At 32.3% G+C, this 18,319-nt stretch carries 17 protein-coding genes and 1 pseudogene; 6 read left to right on the top strand and 12 right to left on the bottom strand.

The window, feature by feature from the left end:
• Positions 1-442: 442 nt before the first annotated feature.
• A pseudogene (gene tnpA, locus P700755_RS21160) lies at positions 443-886 on the top strand (IS200/IS605 family transposase).
• Positions 887-1,059: 173 nt separating this feature from the next.
• Here tnpA and P700755_RS00465 read toward each other — a convergent pair.
• The 5 genes from P700755_RS00465 to P700755_RS21155 all read right to left on the bottom strand — a co-directional run bounded on the left by P700755_RS00465 (position 1,060) and on the right by P700755_RS21155 (position 3,335).
• The gene (locus P700755_RS00465) at positions 1,060-1,581 is read right to left on the bottom strand and encodes a DUF4468 domain-containing protein (protein WP_015022790.1); all 522 of its coding nucleotides are present in this window, start codon (positions 1,579-1,581) and stop codon (positions 1,060-1,062) included.
• Positions 1,582-1,666: 85 nt separating this feature from the next.
• Complete coding sequence (locus tag P700755_RS19770; RefSeq protein ID WP_157609230.1) at positions 1,667-1,807, bottom strand: hypothetical protein; 141 nt, start codon at positions 1,805-1,807, stop codon at positions 1,667-1,669.
• Between the two features lie 243 nt (positions 1,808-2,050).
• Positions 2,051-2,275 carry a hypothetical protein gene (locus P700755_RS00460; protein ID WP_041758091.1) on the bottom strand — a complete coding sequence of 75 codons (225 nt, stop codon included), beginning with the start codon at positions 2,273-2,275 and terminating at the stop codon, positions 2,051-2,053.
• 40 nt (positions 2,276-2,315) lie between these two features.
• Positions 2,316-2,957 carry an SDR family oxidoreductase gene (locus P700755_RS00455; protein WP_015022789.1) on the bottom strand — a complete coding sequence of 214 codons (642 nt, stop codon included), beginning with the start codon at positions 2,955-2,957 and terminating at the stop codon, positions 2,316-2,318.
• A 132-nt stretch (positions 2,958-3,089) separates the two neighbouring features.
• Positions 3,090-3,335 carry a pirin family protein gene (locus tag P700755_RS21155; protein ID WP_169314473.1) on the bottom strand — a complete coding sequence of 82 codons (246 nt, stop codon included), beginning with the start codon at positions 3,333-3,335 and terminating at the stop codon, positions 3,090-3,092.
• 408 nt (positions 3,336-3,743) lie between these two features.
• On the opposite strand from P700755_RS21155, the gene P700755_RS00450 reads away from it, so the two are divergent.
• From P700755_RS00450 to P700755_RS00440, 3 genes are read left to right on the top strand one after another with little or no spacing between them, the layout of a single operon-like run.
• On the top strand, positions 3,744-4,289 hold the full coding sequence (locus tag P700755_RS00450) for an RNA polymerase sigma factor (protein ID WP_015022788.1): 546 nt from the start codon (positions 3,744-3,746) through the stop codon (positions 4,287-4,289).
• Positions 4,273-4,815, top strand: coding sequence for a hypothetical protein (locus P700755_RS00445; protein WP_015022787.1), 543 nt, complete (start codon positions 4,273-4,275; stop codon positions 4,813-4,815). Before P700755_RS00450 ends, P700755_RS00445 begins: the two co-directional genes overlap by 17 nt.
• Positions 4,787-6,082, top strand: a complete 1,296-nt coding sequence (locus P700755_RS00440) for a hypothetical protein (RefSeq protein ID WP_015022786.1) — start codon at positions 4,787-4,789, stop codon at positions 6,080-6,082. The genes P700755_RS00445 and P700755_RS00440 overlap by 29 nt, the downstream gene beginning before the upstream one ends.
• Positions 6,083-6,090: 8 nt before the next feature.
• Here the strand turns inward: P700755_RS00440 and P700755_RS00435 are convergent, their stop codons facing one another.
• The 6 genes from P700755_RS00435 to pyrE all read right to left on the bottom strand — a co-directional run bounded on the left by P700755_RS00435 (position 6,091) and on the right by pyrE (position 15,897).
• Positions 6,091-8,562, bottom strand: a complete 2,472-nt coding sequence (locus P700755_RS00435; RefSeq protein ID WP_015022785.1) for a M14 family metallopeptidase — start codon at positions 8,560-8,562, stop codon at positions 6,091-6,093.
• 88 nt (positions 8,563-8,650) lie between these two features.
• Complete coding sequence (locus P700755_RS00430) at positions 8,651-9,682, bottom strand: IS1595-like element ISPto1 family transposase (RefSeq protein ID WP_015022784.1); 1,032 nt, start codon at positions 9,680-9,682, stop codon at positions 8,651-8,653.
• A gap of 40 nt (positions 9,683-9,722) precedes the next feature.
• Positions 9,723-10,628: a sterol desaturase family protein gene (locus tag P700755_RS00425; protein WP_041758538.1), complete on the bottom strand. Its 906-nt coding sequence runs from the start codon at positions 10,626-10,628 to the stop codon at positions 9,723-9,725.
• A gap of 134 nt (positions 10,629-10,762) precedes the next feature.
• The gene (locus P700755_RS00420; protein WP_015022782.1) at positions 10,763-14,740 is read right to left on the bottom strand and encodes a PAS domain S-box protein; all 3,978 of its coding nucleotides are present in this window, start codon (positions 14,738-14,740) and stop codon (positions 10,763-10,765) included.
• A 116-nt stretch (positions 14,741-14,856) separates the two neighbouring features.
• Entirely contained in the window at positions 14,857-15,249 is a 393-nt protein-coding gene (locus P700755_RS00415) for a hypothetical protein (protein ID WP_015022781.1), read from the bottom strand.
• A 3-nt stretch (positions 15,250-15,252) separates the two neighbouring features.
• Positions 15,253-15,897 (bottom strand): orotate phosphoribosyltransferase, encoded by a 645-nt coding sequence (pyrE, locus tag P700755_RS00410; RefSeq protein ID WP_015022780.1) that lies wholly within the window; start codon positions 15,895-15,897, stop codon positions 15,253-15,255.
• An 8-nt stretch (positions 15,898-15,905) separates the two neighbouring features.
• Between pyrE and P700755_RS00405 the strand changes: the two genes are divergently transcribed.
• Together P700755_RS00405 and P700755_RS19765 are read left to right on the top strand one after the other, a co-directional pair.
• Positions 15,906-16,529 carry an NUDIX hydrolase gene (locus tag P700755_RS00405; RefSeq protein WP_015022779.1) on the top strand — a complete coding sequence of 208 codons (624 nt, stop codon included), beginning with the start codon at positions 15,906-15,908 and terminating at the stop codon, positions 16,527-16,529.
• 532 nt (positions 16,530-17,061) lie between these two features.
• Complete coding sequence (locus tag P700755_RS19765; RefSeq protein ID WP_342626364.1) at positions 17,062-17,208, top strand: integrase core domain-containing protein; 147 nt, start codon at positions 17,062-17,064, stop codon at positions 17,206-17,208.
• 241 nt (positions 17,209-17,449) lie between these two features.
• Here P700755_RS19765 and accD read toward each other — a convergent pair whose 3' ends face one another.
• Positions 17,450-18,310, bottom strand: a complete 861-nt coding sequence (accD, locus tag P700755_RS00400) for an acetyl-CoA carboxylase, carboxyltransferase subunit beta (protein WP_015022778.1) — start codon at positions 18,308-18,310, stop codon at positions 17,450-17,452.
• Between the last annotated feature and the right edge of the window lie 9 nt (positions 18,311-18,319).

The following is an 18,319-nucleotide window of genomic DNA, read 5'->3' as shown; positions in this document are numbered from 1 at the left end:
AGCTTTAGTTTTTACTAAAAATAGTGTCTAATTAAAGTCAAACAGAATTTGAAATATAATTTGACTATATAAGTTGTAGAACTTATACTACAAAACTAACAACAATTACTATGATATCAAAGCAATTGTTAAAAAATAAAAGGTGAGATTTAGCGATTAATTCAATTATTAATTGGTAAGTAGCTGTGAATTAACTGTTTGAATCACATTTATATCCAGCAAAATTTATGATAATAGTGCAAAATATCTACAATATTACAAACATTACCAAATTAAATTTATAATCAAGTATAAAAATTGAATTATACTGCGATATAGCTCAGCACAGGTTTTTTGATTAATTGAAATAAAAAAATATTGGAATAGCCTTAGCTACGCTAATTATTTTTTTCTCTTAGGGTTTAATTTTTAGCTGGTTGCAGCGTAAGCATTAGATTTGTGTATGACCGACAGTCAATATATACACAAATCACATAATGTTTCTGTATTGTTTTACCATCTTGTTTTCCCTGCAAAGTATCGAAGGTTAGTTTTTAACAAAAAAATGAATCAAACTTTTGCAGAGGTGTGTCTCAAAATCTAAAAACGCTATAAGATTCATTTTTTAGAGATTGGTACCTATAAGGATCACGTTCATTTTTTGTTGCAACTGGTTCCGATGATAAATCCCACGTGAATAGTGAAGATGTTGAAAAGTATTACGGCCAGAGAGATATTTCAGAGGCATCCGGAAGTAAAAAAAATATTATGGAGTGAAGCTTTTTGGTCCAGTGGTTATTTTGTGGATACTGTCAGTAAATTTGGGAATGAAAGCATTACATCGAAATACGCTAGCTATCATGGAATGGATAATGAATATGATGGGATACATAAAAAAACCAGATGAGGTAGTTCATTAAAAATCTGATGAAAAAAAACCATTTATTGCGAAATTATAGGTTTTATTTAATACAAAAGATTTGTTTTGAGCTAAGGGAAAAATATTTTAAATTTAAAATATTTAAATATCAATTTCAGATTCTTTAAAATATTTTTTAGAAAATCAGAGTGATACTTGACTTACCATTCATCATTGTCTTTTAATATTGAATTGTAAAGATTTAAATTTAAGTCATTGAAAAAAGAAGTTAAAATAGGTTGACTTTTTACTAAATCTTTTTTGATAGCATCGTCCGTTTTAAGGTTTAGAGGCGTTATTCTTCGAATTTCTGTATAGTAATTATAACTTATTTGGCTAATTTCTAATCTATATTTCTGATCTCTAAATGAGATTTTGAGCGTATATATTAAATCGTTAGATAAATTTTTGATACTAAGAAGATTTTTGCTGACAGCCTTAACAACTAGTGTTCCCTCAGAATTTTCACTTCCGATAAGTTGTTCTTTTGTAAAGTAACTGTCGATCCAACTTTGCGTTTTATCTCTTATGACTTTTGCTTTCTTCTCTTTTACGTCAACTACAACAACTTTAGGGAATTCATAATTTTCAAAATTGAAGGAGGGAAGTTCTGTGGTCTGGCTAAGCGATAAATTACTTAATAGACTTATAAAACAAAAAGCTAGCACATATTTAAAGGTCATGTAGTCGAATTTTATAGGATATAATTAAAAAATAAAAGTAGCAATTAAAATCTCAATTAATGCTATTATTGAGTTAACAAAGCAATTATTTAGTTTCTATAAATCGTGTTACAAAAGCTCTTCCGTAAAGGTAATATCCTCCAGCTAAATTTATCTCCATTTTGCTACCATCACTTTTTGATAAAAATTTAAAATCATCTTTTAGTTGAGTTAAAGTATAGAGCAAGTCTTTATTTTTTAAATCTCTAGAGAGATAATTATCCTTAAGTTTTTAAGGATGAGAACTTCAATAATAAATTTTCCTCCTAGTTTTAAAGAGCCCATAGCTTTCTCATGCCATAAAATTCTGTTTTCTAGATCTAAATGTGCAAAATGAGTACAATTAAATTGTAAGTGTCTTTTTTCACTTTGTAATCTTCAATTTTGACAATTTGGTGATCTATAGATGTTTGATTTTTATCGAAAAGTTTTAAAGCTTTTGTTTTCCAGATTCAGAAAAATCAAAGGCGCCTGCTTCCCATCCAAGTTGAGCAGCAAAGGAAGCGTTTCTTCCTTCTCCTTCGAAGGGAAACAGAGCTTTATCCTTATTTTTTATTTTATCTATTTCAGACCTAAAGAATACATTAAGCTTAATGCCATAAACAAATTCTTTTTTCGCAAAACACTTATCCCAAAACTCTTTTGTAGGATTCAAAAAAAACCCGGAGATTACTTCGGGTATAGCTTATTAAATTTTACTTATAATTCTTAATGCTTTGTTTAAGCTCATCATTCCCAGAGACAACTTCAAAGGATGTATTCTTAGCACGCTCAAGTTCTAGAGCATACAAAAGAGTATGTGCAACATCTTCTCTAGAGATTTCACCCATTTTTTTAAGCTTATGAGCAAGCTCTACTTTTTCAGTTCCCTTTTTGTCGGTTAAACCTCCAGGTTGGACTATAGTGTAAACAACATTAGATTCTCTTAAGAAATCGTCTGCAGTTTTTTTAGATTCTAAATACTGTTCTAAGCCTTCAATTTTACTTGGGTTATCGGTTCCCATAGAACTCAACATAACAAACTTTTGTAGTTTATTAGCTTTTGCAAATTCTACAGCTTTTATTGCTCCTTTTTGATCTACCGCTATTGTTTTTTCATCACCACCTTTTCCACCAGATCCAGCAGCGAAAATAACTTTATCCATACCTCTAAAGGCGCTAGTAAAATCTCCTTCAAGATCGCCGTGACGAGTCTCTATCCCTTGATTTTCAAAAAAAGGCTTTTGAGTTTCTTTTCTTATCATGGCAAATGGTTTGAAATCGGAGGAATCTCTAAGAATTTTAGAAACTAACCTTCCTGTTGTTCCGTTTGCACCAATAACTAAAATATTTTGCATTTTTTTAAGTATTTCTTGTTTTTGCGAATGTATAGATTAGCATTTGTAAAGCATCTAAAATACCCATAAATAATTCGTTTATTAAGTTAAATAGTATTAAAGTGATAATTTTAAGACAGGTACTTCTATCAATTAGGCTTTAGAATTTTCCATTATATCGAAATCGATTGCAGAAGTCTCGGTGAAACCTATGGTACCTCTTTTGCTTAACAGATAGTTATAAATTCTAATTTTACCCTCGAGTACAAAGATGTAAACTCTCTTTTCTGCTTGTTTTAGGTTATAAACTTCCTCTAAAACTTTATTAAATCTATGTATATGAAACCAAGCCTTTTGATAAATTAAAACCTTGGTATACTTTTTATTTGGTGATAAGATTTGTTGAAAATTATTTTTGAGGAATCAATCGAAATTTAATCATATCTAGGAGTCACGTTTTGTTGATTGGGAAGAATCCAAATTTATAAAATCACTATATTTTGGTAGGCATAAGTGTCAAAGCCCATTCCTGTAGCGACACTATAATCATTCAAGACTCTTAATACTCCAAAGTTCATCTGCCCTGAATTATAATAAACCGCTTAAACTAAAACTGAGGTTTCAATTTAAACAACAATGGCTGTTATGATCTTGGATTTTAGCTTTATGCACAACTGTTTTCATTCTTTTTAGGCTGAATTATAACAGAAAAGGAAAGAACTTTTTTAAATAATCGATAAAGTTTGTAACGTTTCATAACTTCAAACGTATTTAAGGTGAAGCAATTTTAATTTATCTCCTCTGAATTTGTTAGCAACTGATTTGATATCAAAATGTATAAAAGGAAATGAAAAGGCACAATTGAAGCTGTACAACACCTATTGTGATGCTATGTTGACTATAGCCTTCCGATATGTTAAGCAAAGAGATCTCGCTGAAGACATCACTCAAGAAGCTTTTATTAAAGCCTTTTCAAACTTACACACCTTCGATGGTCGCTGCACTTTTGGTGCCTGGTTGAAGCAGATTGTTATTTATCAATCTATCGATTGTTTAAGAAGGAAGACATATGATCTTAGTCTAGAATACGATCATATGATTCTACCTGAACAGGAAGAAAAAAGTTGGAAAGTAGAGGACTCCATATCAGTAGAGCTTATAAAATCTATAGTAGAAAACCTACCCTTAAAGTACAGTCTTGTTTTGAAACTGTTTTTAATGGAGGGCTATGATCACCAAGAGATTTCTGAAATCTTAAAAATTTCAGAAAATGCTTCTAGAACTCAATTGCACAGAGGGAAAACGATGTTGAAAAACGAATTAATAAAGCAGGGTTATGAAAGATTTGCGTAAAGATTTTAATTATGAGGATGCGCCTTTACATATGTCTGAAGGTCATCAACAACTATTTGAAACCAAATTAAGAAAAGAATCGAAAGTCGTTTCGAGGAGCGAAACTTTGCAAAAGAGTGCAGCAGTTCTTATTGTAGGACTTGTGAGTTCTATTTTATGGTTTCAAACTACACCAGATCAAATTCAGCAAAATGAAAACCCTAATTTGATAAGTCTGGGAAATTTCTCACCAGAATTTCAAAAAATTGAATCGTTTTATCAAGCCTCAATCAATTATGAATTAGCCACTCTAGAAGCTGGTGATTATGACGATTTAGTGAATTCCTATGTATTGGAAGTGGAAAAAATTGATGATGAATATAAACGCCTTCAAGATGAATTAACTAAGCAAGGCTTCGATGAAACTCTTATAGAAGCTATGATAGAAAATTTACAACTTAGGTTAGAATTGCTTCAAAATTTAAAACTCAAGTTAACCGAATTAAAAACCTTAAATCATGATAGCGAAAGTATATACCAATTGTAGTTTACTAGTCCTTTTATTGCTAGCGCCACTCTTTATTTTTTCTCAGCAAAAGAGAGTATCGACCGAAAGTTTTGATGTGGAGAAAAGCCCGATAGTCATCTTAGACCTATCGCATTCTACAGTCATTATTGAAACTTGGAATAAAAATAGAGTAGAGGTAAAAACGACTTTAACTTCCGATGAGGAGAATAAAGAAGCTTTAAACGAAGCTTTTGACACCTCAGAAATCAAAGTACTTGGAAACAGCAAACGGATAGAAATTACGTCTAGAAAAAATCGAAATGCGAAACGTAATGGTGTTTGGTTTTTCCAAACTCCTGTTCCTCCAAATCCACCAAGACCTCCTCTTCCACCAAAACCACCAAAGCCTTTAATAGAAATAGATTTTGACTACGAGGCTTTTAAAGAAGAGGGGAGAGACTATTTGGAAAAATTTAAGGAGCAATTGGATTCTACTAATTTTCGGGAGACGATGCTGGTTTGGAGAGACGAGCTTAAAAACTTTAGAGATGATTTAAAGGATATTAGGAATGACCAAAAGGATAATAGAAGCTTCCAAGATTCTTTAAGACAGTATGCACGTGTCATTAGGGAAAACATAAAACCTTGGGTAGAAGAATTTAAGGAAGGATACCAGGAGGCCAAGAACGGCTGGATGATGAAACGATCGGTAAAGCGATTGATTGAAATAAAGGTGCCAAAGTCTGCAAAGTTTGAGATGAATTTAAGGCATAGTACTATGGAAGTTTCAAGTCTCCATAATGTTGATGCAAACCTTAGCTACTCAGGTTTGCAATTGGACACTGCCACTGGTCAGAATTCAAAAATAGTAATGAGTTATTCAACGCTTTCTATTAATTCTGCGGAGAGTTTAAACTTGGATATAGACTATTCCAAAAAGGTTGATTTAAAAAAAGTAGACCAATTAAATGTGACCTCTAAAATGTCGGAGTTAAAGATTGGCTCTATTCAAAACCAAGCCATTATTAAAGGCACCTATGGAAACCTAAATATCGATAGGATAGACGATGACTTTTCACTTATAGATATTCATTTGGAGAAATCCAGTGCAAATTTGAAATTGCCAACTGATAAAAACTTTAGGTTTTACGCCAAATCCTCTAACTCCAAGATTGAAGTCAACTCGGAGTTAGATTTTAGCATGACCAAAAATTTTGATGATGTTATTTATACAAATCCAAATTCAAAAAAAAGTTCACAGATTTTCAACATTATTGCAAATTACAGTAACCTAAAATTAAACTAAGTCAGTGATTATTTAAAAGTTTGACTCCTATTATTAACCATAAACAGAGCATTAACGAAAAAGAGTTTGCCATTTTCCCAAAAGGATCGGAATAAGACATCATCTACCATATAAATAATACTTCCACGACCTAAGCGTTGTTCTCCAAAAACTAGAGATTTAGAAATTTTTTCTAAAGCCTTTTCGCCAGCGAAACCGCTTAAGCGTTCTGGAGTATTTTCTATATAGCCAACATTAAAGCCGTTTTTGAGGTGTTTATAGGCTGCAGAACTGGTTTTTAAGGTGGCATAAGAATCTGTATATCCAAAGGCTAAGGGGTGGGTGTTATCTACCTTAATATTAAAGATAGCACCAGTGATATTATCCTTGGTACCTTCTTTTTTTCTTTCAGCATAAGAGATAAGATTATTTTGAGTGGAGTCTTTTTTAACTTCCACTTTTTCTAGGCCAAATCCTTTCTTTCCTTCAAAAGTGGATAAAGCATTGCTCATAGCTATAAGTTTCCCTCCATTTTTAATCCAATCGGACATAGAAGATAATTTCTTTTTATTAAAAATTTTAGAGTAAGATCCACTCGGTAGGATTAAAATATCGTAATTATTTAGGTCTATCCCAGTAAGATCCTCAGTATCTATAGAAATAATAGGGTAGTTCAGTTCTTGTTCAAAGAAATGCCAAATAGACCCATAACTCAAAGATGACACATCATCACCCCTTAAAACAGCAATGCGTTGTGAGTTAATTTTCTTTATATCTGGAGAGCCAAAATCTGTTCCCGAATCTGAAAAACTAGTTTTAGTAGCTGCTAATTTGATACGATACTTATTAGCGAGTTCAACAACCAGAGAATCAAAATTGGAATCTCTGTTATTGGTCTTTGTTAAAATTAGGCTACCTCTATCATAAGATTCATTTTCGATTTTAAAAGGTTTTGTTGTCGCTCTTACATCAATCTTGTTCTTGAGTAACTCTGTTAAGAATTTGGCATCAGTTATACTCTTCCATGGGGCAATGTAGCCCACAGTTCCCACCTCAACAGATTCTTGAGAATATGGATTTTCATTTGGTTGAGTGTTTATATCACCGCTAATTGTATAAGCCTCCACTCCATGAGCTAAGGCAAGATTCCAAGAGGTGATATCGTAGGTGAGGGGAGTGCTCAACTCTGGGTCCGCTTCCAATAGGACTTTTAGCATTTTAGACTTGGGTTGATTAGCTGGGACAACTAAAGCCTGGTCAGCATCAAAAGATATTTTTGCAGTGCTGTAAATAGGTTTACCCTTTAGTTTTTTTTCTTTTGAGAACTGGTACTCATAATCATGTTGATCAAATAATTTAGTCAGTGTATTTAGTTTACTCTGCTCACCAACAAGAACATAGTAATCAAAATCTACAGTATTTTTAAAGTAGTTTTTAAATTCAGAATTAAGTTTTTCAGCATTTTCAGAAGATGTTTTTACCGTGGATAACCCACTTTGCACATGGTGCTTTATACGATCTTTTAAGGTGAGCTCGTAACCTTCATCGGTATTTACACCAAGGCCAGCTTGGCCACTTCCCGCTTGTTCGTAAGTCATACCTATAGCTCCATTGTAAGTAGGGTAGGTATCTCCGTAACTGGGGTAAAATAAATCGAAACGTTCTCTAGTGAAATAGGCCCATTTTTTTTCGTCAAATGCTTTAGCATTATTTTTTCCAATTTGGGTCTGAAACTCTCTTTGAAAATTGGTAATAATCTTATGAAAGGGCTTTGCTGCTGGTGCAAAATAATAAGGACTGTTAATGCCTTGTTCATGAAAATCTACATGAACATGAGGCATCCATAAGTTATAAATTTTTAGTCGTTGTTGGGTTTCTATTTGAGTAGCCCACATCCAGTCTCTATTTAAATCGAAAAGATAGTGGTTGGGTCTTCCTCCAGGCCATGGTTCGTTATGCTCAATAGCATCTTGATATGCTGTGTAAGGGGATGATTTTACTTGGTTGTACCAGTTAACATAACGATCTCTGCCATCTGGATTTACACTTGGATCTATTATAACAATTGTATTGTCCAACACGTTTTCCTGATTGGTCATAAGTTCATAAGCAGTAACCATAGAGGCTTCTGCACTAGAGGCCTCATTACCATGAACATTATAACTTAACCAAACAATAGCTATGTCTGAAGAGAAGTCTCCATCCAAAATGCCCGTTTGTTTTAAATTGTTTTTTCGTATGCTTTCAAGATTATTATGATTCTCTTCTGAAGTAATTACCACATAGCTTAAGGGTCTTCGTTCGTTGGTTTGACCATAAGATGAAAAAGTAGCTAGGGAACTATTTTTAGCGAGATGCTCAAAATAATTTATAATTTCATGATGGCGAGTAAACTCCGATCCTATTGGGTAACCTAAAAATTCATCTGGAGACTTTAAGTCTTGAGCATTACTTAAATTAAAAAGGCTAACTAATATTACAATAGTAAAGATGTATTTCATGTTATGAGTGTTTTTCGTAAAATTATAAGAAAACACTCAACATCAAATCTATTCTAAAGAATTTAATATAGTTATTTTTGGCTCTAGTTTAGGTCTGCGTTGATATTAAGTTTTCATATCTAGATTCGATTTGATTATACCGTTTCAATGTACCTAGAGCAATTGTTTCTTCCACAAAGGCGTTGGCTCTATCGCTTCTAGACTTTATATTTTCCTTTATTCGATACCAATTCATATATTGTTGTAGATATTTTGTTGATACTCCCCAAAAGGTATTTTCAATCCATTTTTTAACTCTATTGTGAGTAGAATTAACGTGTTGTATGTGATACTTTCCTTTTACTCTTTCTCCTTTTGATGCATTTACGATGTGGAACTCTGTTTCGCTATCTTTGGCAAACCCTTTATAACTGTGATGGGCATCGCTACACAATATGGTTATATCCTTTATAACACGTTTACCGATAGCATTTTCTATATCTACTTTTCCTATTCGACCGAGTTTAGCCACGCTAAGGTCTAATGTTGATTTTCTATCCTGTGTTACAATTACCGCAACTTGATCTTTACTTATACCTCTCTTTTTAGACTTACCGCCTCTTTTTCTTGATTCCCTATCTTTTACCTCCATACCTTTTTCTGATCTTAGGAAAAAGGTTTCGTCACTCTCTGTAATACCTGTAAAGTTGTCTTGGTCATCGTCATTTTTAGTATCGAATGAAGCTAATATCTTATGACGCCAATCAAAGGCTGTCTTTTTATTGATGCCTAATTCTGAACTTATTTTATCTAAACTTTTTTCTTGAACCATAAGACTTAAATAAGATGAAATCATATCCTTTCTTTGAAGTCCCGCCATCCAAGTGCCAGTATATTCAGTAAAGCTTCTATTGCAAGACTTGCACTTATAGCGCTGCGAGCCTTTGTCAACTCCAAAACGAACATATTTTTCATGTAAACAATGTGGGCATCCGCCCATTTTATTATCTAAAATATGGCGACGGGAAGCCCGCTCAACCAATTGATTATGCTCAAGTGAATCTGTAATATCCTTTAACAGATTATCACGATCTAGAGTGGATAGTGATAGTATTTCCTCTTTTAGATTATCTATGTTCATAATCTAAATATACATATAATAGCTGTATTAAACTAGAGCCTTATTTTTTTAAAATTTCTTCACTGCTAAGTTCCATTTTTTTCATTTCAGATTTATGATAATCCACAGGACTTCCAAAAGCTGTTAAATATGCTTCTTTTATAGATCTAGCTTTCGTTAAATCTTTAAATAATGCAATCCACTCGTGAAATACTAACGTAAAGGGATTGTATGTATTAATAGGTTTAGTAATCCCGTAAATAGGCTTTTCGACTTCTTCTTCAAAAGTGCCAAATAGCCTATCCCAAATGATTAAGGTTGATCCATAATTTTTATCCAAATACTTTTCATTTTTAGAGTGGTGAACCCTATGGTGAGAAGGTGTAGTAAAAATGAATTCAATAGGTCTTGGTAATTTTTTAATAAACTCTGTATGTATCCAGAATTGATATAAAACTTCTATTTGATGAACAACTAAAAATACAAAAGGATGAAATCCCATCAAAATCACTGGTAAAAAGAAAATAATTTTAAGATTTTGTGTCCATGACAATCTAAAAGAAGTAGAAAGGTTATAATATTCAGAGTTATGGTGTACCACGTGTGTAGACCACCAGAAACGTTGCTCATGAGCAATTCTATGAGACCAATACCTCACAAAATCTAAAGCAATAAAACAAAGGAGATAAGACCACCAAGTCTGTGGTATATAAAAAGGAGTAAGATTATAAAAGAAAAGGAAGAAACCAAAAACACCCAGTTTCATCACACCATTTAAAAGAATATTTACTACTCCAATAAATGTAGAGGACATAAAATCCTTCCCTTCGTATAGTTTTTTGTTTTGTTTATAGCTGAAATAGAACTCTAATGCCACTAAACTAAACATCACAGGGGCTGCAATCCAAATAATAGTCGTAAAATCTAAATTGGCTACATCTTCTAGACTGATTTTAACTTTCTCCATTTGCATTTTTTTTACAAACATAAGTTTTGAAAAAACATTATCACTAAGTTTTCAGCAAAACTTTATAGGCTTTATGCTCTGTTTAAGCTTTTATGACAATTAATCCCTGAGCCTATTGTTGCAATTTGTACTTTTTAGAAGGAGTATACAGATAAAGTATCAAGTAAATTTTGAATTTCATCAGAAAGCTTATCACATCCCTCAGAAAAGTCTGAGGCCTTGGGGAAAGATGATTTTTCAATGTCTAATGCACATTCCGATAAATTTTCAGCACCTAGATTAAGTGCTGTCCCTTTAACCTTGTGAGCTAGTTTTTTTAATTGTTTTTCATTTTTTTGAAAGTTGATAGCTTTTAACTCTTCTAAATCTTCAGACAGAGTTTCAATAGCCAATTTGATCAACTCGTTATAAAACTCTTCTTTATGACCAATACTTTCCATTAAGTAGTCTTTATTAAAGGAGCTTGAATTTACCTTCTCAGAATTTTTTAAAGAAGGTTTAATAATAGGTTTTTTGATTTCTTGCTTTTGAATCTTACTCGAATACTCGAAAATAATATTTTTTATAGATTCTTGTAGTATAGGTTTCGATACATAATCGTTCATACCAGATTCTAAACATTTTTCTTTAGTTCCCTCTACTGTTCCTGCAGTGATAGCAATGATTGGTACCTGCTTACCATTCTTATCCTTTCTGATGGCTTTTGTAAGTTCGTAGCCATTCATATTCGGCATTTGTATATCCGAAAAAATAAAATCTGGTTGATGGGTCTTAAATAATTTTAAGGCAATTTGGCCATCTTCAGCTTCGTAAATCTTTACATTAGAATATATGTTTTTAAGATAGGATTTAATCAACTCCATATTGATCAAATTATCTTCAGCAATTAAAAATTTAAGACTCGTCTCTTTATTAAAATTTATATTTTCAGTGCTTTTCTGTCTATTAATAACCTTTGGGCTATTGATTTTTCTTAAAGCATTAAATAAAGATTTTTGTTTTATAGGTTTATTAATACATTGGTTAAAACCCAAAGTTTGGTAATCAATTCCTTCTTCTTCTGTATTGGAATTTTTAAGTAAAACGAAACGCACAGATTTTGAACCTTTATAGGTTTTTAATTTGGAGATTATAACAGAGCTACTTACGCCAGAAACCATATGATTTATAAATATGATTTGAGGTGAGTAGTCCATCATTTTCTGAGAAGCACGATCTAGATCTTGAGCATTTTTAGTCTGAATATTAAATGGCTTTAAGTAACTTTCTATAGATTCACAGTGTTCATTTACATTGCCAATAACGAGGATTCTAGTTATGTCTTTAGACAGAGGCAGTTTGACTTTATTTTTAATTTCTGACCTAACAGATACATCAAAATAAAATTCACTCCCTATTCCAAGTTGGCTCTTCAGTTTTAATTTGCTGTTCATCAATCCCAAAATTTTCCCAGATATCGATAAGCCTAAACCTGTCCCGCCATATTTTTTTGTAACAGAAGCGTCTTCTTGTATAAAGGCATTAAAAATCTTCTTTTGATTTCCTTTTGCAATTCCTATACCTTTATCTTCTACAGAAAATGAAATAGTTGTTAAGTTATTGGTTTTATTTTTGAAGTGCACCTTGAGCTTCACATAGCCTCTATGAGTGAATTTAATGGCATTACTTATTAAATTCATCAAGATTTGTTTGAGCCTAACCCCATCTATCCAGATATAATCTGGTATCTTATCCTCTATGACTAAAACGAATTCAAGGCCTTTTTTATGCGCATCATACTTAGTTAGATCTACTACTTCGTTAACTAATTTAATTAAGCTGGTTTTTTCTATATCCAGCTGAAGTTTTCCAGATTCAATTTTTGAAAAATTCAAAACATCGTTGATTAAGTCCAAGAGTGTGTTGGCAGATTGAAATACTGTTTTCATGTATTTATGCTGTACCTCATTCAAAGGAGTTTTCATCAAAAGGTCGGAAAATCCAATAACTCCATTTAAGGGCGTTCTAATTTCATGACTCATATTGGCAACAAACTCAGATTTGGCCTGACTCGCTTTTATGGCTTCAACTTTAGACTTTTCAAGTTTTTTCTCAAAGCGTTTTTGTTCTGTAATATCTTGTATTGTTGAAATGACAATGCGATTTCCATCTTCATTAAAATGGATTAATCCATTGATCATAACCTTAATAAATTCTCCAGTTTTAGCTTTGAGGACCTTTTCCAAAGGTCCTATCTTTTTTAAGTCCTTCAAATTTTGAATCGCTTGGCGATCTTTTTCAACAACCTCTTTTTCTGGAGTTATAGACCAGATATTCATGTCTAGAATTTCATCTTTGGTATAACCAACCATGTCTTGCATTGCTTTATTGACATCCAGGAAATTACCACTCTTAAAATCTGTAATAATTATACCTACAGGAGATAATTCAAAAATATTTTTAAACTGTTGAACATTTTTTTTAAGGTCTTTTTCCAAAACCTTTTTATCTGTTATATCATGATGTGTTCCAAACATCCATTCTGGTTGGCCGTCTTCAGTCCATGAAATTACTTTTCCTTTATCAAGTACCCAAATCCAATGCCCTAATTTATGTTTTAAGCGTAAATCCATTTTATAGAAATCACTTTTCCCATCAAAATGCTCTTGTAATGCCTTATCGCTTTCAGGTAAATCAATTGGATGTGTTGCATTATTCCAAACATCTATAGAATTGCTAAGAGTCATTTCTTTTGTGGTATACCCAAGCATTTCTACAAACCTATTGTTAAATAGAGCTTCTCCAGTTTGTACATTCCATTCCCAGGTGCCTAAATTGGTAGCATCAATGATGTTATTAAGCCTACTTCTTTCTTTTTTGAGTTTTATTTTGGTATTTTTTATATCAGTAATATCCTGAAAGGTCCCATATAATCCAACACATTCTTTATCTACAATTTCTGGCTTTATGTTCACTAAAGCCCATATAGATCTTCCTTTTGCGGTTTGTGTTTCAAACTCTCCTGTATAAGAGATATGGTTATGAATACAATCTTGGACTTTTTCGGTCATGCGTTTAGCACTTTCTCCGCTTTTAAAAAAGGAGAGCGCTCCTTCTAGGTCTGGCTGTTCATGACTTTCAATTTCAGCGATTTCTTTAAGGATAGGGGTCCAGAATAACTTTTCTTTTTTTACATCATAATGCCAACCTCCAATTTGTGATAAGCTCTCTGCTTCGCTAAATAAATTATTGATAAGTTTCAATTCTTTCTCTGCATTTTTTCGGTCTGTAACTTCACGTATAACACATAAAACCTCTGTTTCTGAGTTTTTACGCTGCACGACAGTTACATTCATATTAAACCATTTTTGAGATTTATTGGCCAATAAATTATATTCAATAGGAATACTTGAATTGTTTTGCTTGCTGGACTCAACCGCTAGTTTTAACTTACTCACCAATTGGTGATCAAGGTCAATCTCATCTATTCTTTTATTAATAAACGTTTGTTTTTTTAATAGCAGATTGTCTTCTTTACCATAAAACTCTAAAAATTTTAGCTCTGCATTCAGTAGGAAAACCATATCCCCAGTATTGTTTAAAAGGGTTTGGAAGCGGTGTTTTCCATCAGAAATGCTTTCATTTAGTTTTTTTAATTCAACCTGTTTTTTGTGGGAGATTATTTTATCCATGACTTCTTGAGATAATTTCTCAAGAATGTCTTTTTGAGCATCAGAAAGCTCTTTAGGACTTGAGTCAAATACACTTAATGTACCAAGAGCATAACCATTATGATCTACAATAGCTTTACCTGCGTAAAATCTCACACCAGGAGTATTTAAAACGAAAGTTTTGTTTTTTAGATCTTTATCTTTGGAAACATCAGGAATGATGATTAAAACCTCAGGATTTTTGATGGTAATATTACACAAGGAATTAATTCTTTGAATTTCCTTAACTTCGTAATTGAACTTGGCTTTAATCCAAAGTTTATCTTTTTCAATAAAGGCAATATGAGCATAGGAGCAATCACAAACTTTTGCAGCTATCTCTACGAGCCTATCAAAACTTTCGTCTTTTACAGAGTTAATTATATTATAACTGTAGAGCGCCTTGAGTCTTTCTTTCTCCATAAAAAATATTATTACAGTTTAAATTTAGGTTAATATTTTAATTATAGCTAATATTCATCTGATAATGAAGTGCTGACTTATAACTCTAGGCTCTAAAATAAGTAACATTTTAAAATTTAAATGGCTTTAAGATTTTCACTTAATGTGGTAATGAATTTTTTGATAGGATTTTTAATCATCATAGCCATCATGCTATTGAACTCACCTTCAAAAATAAGTTGAACTGAAGAATCTCTTTCGTTTACTTCTTCAATTTCTCCCCTTAAGGTGAAAGGGAGTTTATCACTTGAAGCAGCCAAAACAACTAAATGATTGGGCTCCGTCTTCTCTAATTTTAATTTTATGGTGGGCATTCCTTTAAGTTGAAAAAGGAAGCTATCGGTTGAAAGCATTTCAAATTTTTCAATACTTTCAGGCATTAATTTTTTAAAGTTCTCTACGTTTTTTAAAAATTCAAAAGTCTCTTTCTGACTTTTAGCAATACTTACTTTTTCGCTTTCTAGGTGCATAGTTTATGTGTTCCAATTGGCGGGATCTTCTCGCCAGGTTTTTAATAATTCAAGTTCTTTTTTATTTAGATAATTGGTTTTGTAAGCTTCTTCAAGTAGGATATCATAATTACCAAGCGTGTAAACGTCGATATGTTCTTCTTTAAATCTGGTTTCTGCTTCATTAAATCCATAAGTGAATATAGCCATCATCCCTTTAATATTGGCTTGACCTTCCTCTTTTAACGCTTTTATAGCGTTCAAACTACTTTTGCCTGTGCTAATGAGATCTTCAATAACAACCACATTGGCATGTGGATCCAATTTACCTTCTATTTGATTTTTTCTACCATGTTTTTTGGGCTCAGGCCTTACATATACGAAGGGTAATCCTAAATAATCTGCTATTATAGCTCCAACCCCAATGGCTCCAGTGGCTACACCCGCAATGATATCGGGTTTGCCGAAAAGGGTTTCTATGGACTTGGCTAATTCAGAAACGATAAAATTCCTGATAGGAGGATAGGATAGGATAATTCGATTATCGCAATATATGGGTGACTTCAAACCACTTGCCCAAATAAAAGGTTCTTGTGGGTTTAATTTTATTGCGTTAATTTGCAATAATAGTTCTGCGGTCTTATGAGCTGTGCTTTCATCTAAAATCATGTTTACAAATGTATAAAGTTTTCGTGAATGACGTGCCAATAATATTATCTACTCAAGAAAATATAGGTTCACAATATATTAATATAAACATTAAAAAGGCTAAAATCAAAAAGCTTATCCATAAGATCGAAACTGGAGAGCTCCATTATGTTAACCTCTACCATAAGAAAGAACATAAGCTTTTGAAGCATCTTAAGAAGAAGTTAAAAGTTATTGTTGCTGCTGGAGGTTTAGTGTATAATTCCCAAAAAGAAATATTATTTATTTATCGCAATAAAAAATGGGACCTGCCTAAAGGAAAGGCTGAAATGGATGAGAATATTGAGGAAACTGCTATCCGAGAAGTCGAAGAAGAAACTCATGTTGAAGGCTTAAAGATTGTTAAATTTTTACAAACCACCTATCATATTATCAACCGTAACGGGAAATATAAGTTGAAAGAAACCCATTGGTATGAAATGAAAACCGACTTCCAGGGGAAACTTATACCCGAAGCTTCCGAGGGCATCAAAAAAGCTAAGTGGAAAAATTTTGAAAAATCCCAAAAAGCTCTTTTAAAATCTTACGCCAACATTAAATTGCTATTTCCGAAAGAATATTTACTTCAAAACCCTAACGATAAGGGAAATTAAATGTGTGTCTTCAAAATATTTTGAATGTTTGTGGATCCAATTGTTTATGTCAATTTTTAGTATAATCAGAATCTATATTTTGCCTATTTTTAAACTCAGCTTTAAAGTTGGGGTTGTTTTTTAAATTTTCAACAGACAAATCTTCAAATAAATGAGGTAAAAAGTCTTCTTTTTATTATGAGATAGTATCAAGAAATACCAATTAAAAAACAAATTAAAACCCGTTGGTTCTAAAGTTTTAGTAGTAAAGAGTGTCACTGTTTGATTAGTTTTTACCAAAACATTTCCTTTTTGATTAGTTTTTTAATAGTTACAACTTTTGCCTTAATTTCAAAATATAGATGATGTCCTTTACAGGTAAAGTTCGTGTCTTATAACCTATGAACATAGGGATTGAATCACTTCTTTTTTAATTAAACAAGTTTCGAGTTGAATCATTCTTTGTAATAGGTCATCAAATATTTTTTCTTTCATGAAACTTCTATTGAATCAATAAAAATATTCATCTAGATAGTCCTGCAAATCCTTCACAATAAAAATAGACACTCCACAATTATATGAGTCTATTGATAGCTACATGCATTGGTATAATACCGAAAAATTGCATTCTAGTTTAGGATATCTCTCACCTCTAGAAATGGAAATAAAATTGAGAGGATTTATTAAAAAAGTAGCTTAAAAAATTAGTCACAAATTTACTAGCTATTCCAAACTTCGTCGTCGTATAATTCAATTTATTTATACGACATTATAAATTTAATTTGGTGTGCCCCAAAAAAAACTGAAATACACGATTTTATTAAATTAAACTTAGCGTAAAAAAAATCGCTTTATCCGTAGATAATGCGATTTTATGATAATTACTAGAATAAATGTTTCGGTATTTGTAAATAAAAAAGGCGGCAATGATGCCGCCTTTTTTAAGCTCTTACCGGTTGATTCATGATCAGATCCAAGTATAAATTGATTTTATTTTTCAATTCTTTTCTGTGTGAAATGAAATCTAAAAACCCATGTTCTTTTAAAAATTCTGAAGATTGAAAACCTTTTGGAAGGTCTTTACCCGTAGTATCTTTTACAACTCTAGGCCCTGCAAAACCTATTAAGGCACCAGGTTCTGATATATTAATGTCTCCTAACATAGCAAAAGAAGCTGTAGTCCCCCCTGTAGTAGGATCTGTACAAAGTGAGATATATGGCAATTTTGCATTAGCAAGTTGTGTCAGTTTTATAGATGTTTTAGCCAATTGCATTAGAGATAAGGCGGCTTCCATCATTCTTGCTCCTCCAGATTTTGAAATGATAATTAATGGACACTTGTGGGCAATAGCATGATCTACTGCTCTAGCAATTTTCTCACCAACTACAGAGCCCATAGAGCCACCAATAAATTTAAAATCCATCGCTGCAATGACTACCTCTTTACCTTTAGATTTGCCAATACCTGTTCTGATGGCATCATTTAATTGAGTTTTATCTTGAACTTCTTTAAGTCTGTCTTTATATTTTTTCGTATCCTCAAACTTTAAGGGATCTTTCGACTTGAGTTTTTCATCTAGTTCTTCAAATTTTCCATTATCAAACAAAATGTCAAAATATTCTGCAGAACCAATTCTAACGTGATAACCATCCTCTGGACTTACATAAAAGTTTTTTGCTAGTTGCTCCGAATCAATAATTTTACCTGTAGGAGATTTATACCAAAGACCCTTGGGAACATCTTTTTTGTCTTCGGTAGCGGTTTGTATTCCTTTTTTCTTTCTTCTAAACCAAGCTGCCATATCTTTTTT

It is taken from the genome of Psychroflexus torquis ATCC 700755, from assembly GCF_000153485.2.
Taxonomy (GTDB): Bacteria; Bacteroidota; Bacteroidia; order Flavobacteriales; family Flavobacteriaceae; genus Psychroflexus; species Psychroflexus torquis.
The sequence above is the reverse complement of the archived record's forward strand: the minus strand, read 5'-3'. Positions and strand labels throughout refer to the sequence as shown.

Bases quoted from the DNA above. Each gene is read 5' to 3' on its own strand.
- P700755_RS00465 (WP_015022790.1), bottom strand. From the start codon at position 1,581: ATGACCTTTAAATATGTGCTAGCTTTTTGTTTTATAAGTCTATTAAGT.
- P700755_RS00455 (WP_015022789.1), bottom strand. From the start codon at position 2,957: ATGCAAAATATTTTAGTTATTGGTGCAAACGGAACAACAGGAAGGTTA.
- P700755_RS00445 (WP_015022787.1), top strand. From the start codon at position 4,273: ATGAAAGATTTGCGTAAAGATTTTAATTATGAGGATGCGCCTTTACAT.
- P700755_RS00440 (WP_015022786.1), top strand. From the start codon at position 4,787: ATGATAGCGAAAGTATATACCAATTGTAGTTTACTAGTCCTTTTATTG.
- P700755_RS00435 (WP_015022785.1), bottom strand. From the start codon at position 8,562: ATGAAATACATCTTTACTATTGTAATATTAGTTAGCCTTTTTAATTTA.
- P700755_RS00430 (WP_015022784.1), bottom strand. From the start codon at position 9,682: ATGAACATAGATAATCTAAAAGAGGAAATACTATCACTATCCACTCTA.
- P700755_RS00425 (WP_041758538.1), bottom strand. From the start codon at position 10,628: ATGGAGAAAGTTAAAATCAGTCTAGAAGATGTAGCCAATTTAGATTTT.
- P700755_RS00420 (WP_015022782.1), bottom strand. From the start codon at position 14,740: ATGGAGAAAGAAAGACTCAAGGCGCTCTACAGTTATAATATAATTAAC.
- P700755_RS00415 (WP_015022781.1), bottom strand. From the start codon at position 15,249: ATGCACCTAGAAAGCGAAAAAGTAAGTATTGCTAAAAGTCAGAAAGAG.
- pyrE (WP_015022780.1), bottom strand. From the start codon at position 15,897: ATGATTTTAGATGAAAGCACAGCTCATAAGACCGCAGAACTATTATTG.
- P700755_RS00405 (WP_015022779.1), top strand. From the start codon at position 15,906: ATGTATAAAGTTTTCGTGAATGACGTGCCAATAATATTATCTACTCAA.
- accD (WP_015022778.1), bottom strand. From the start codon at position 18,310: ATGGCAGCTTGGTTTAGAAGAAAGAAAAAAGGAATACAAACCGCTACC.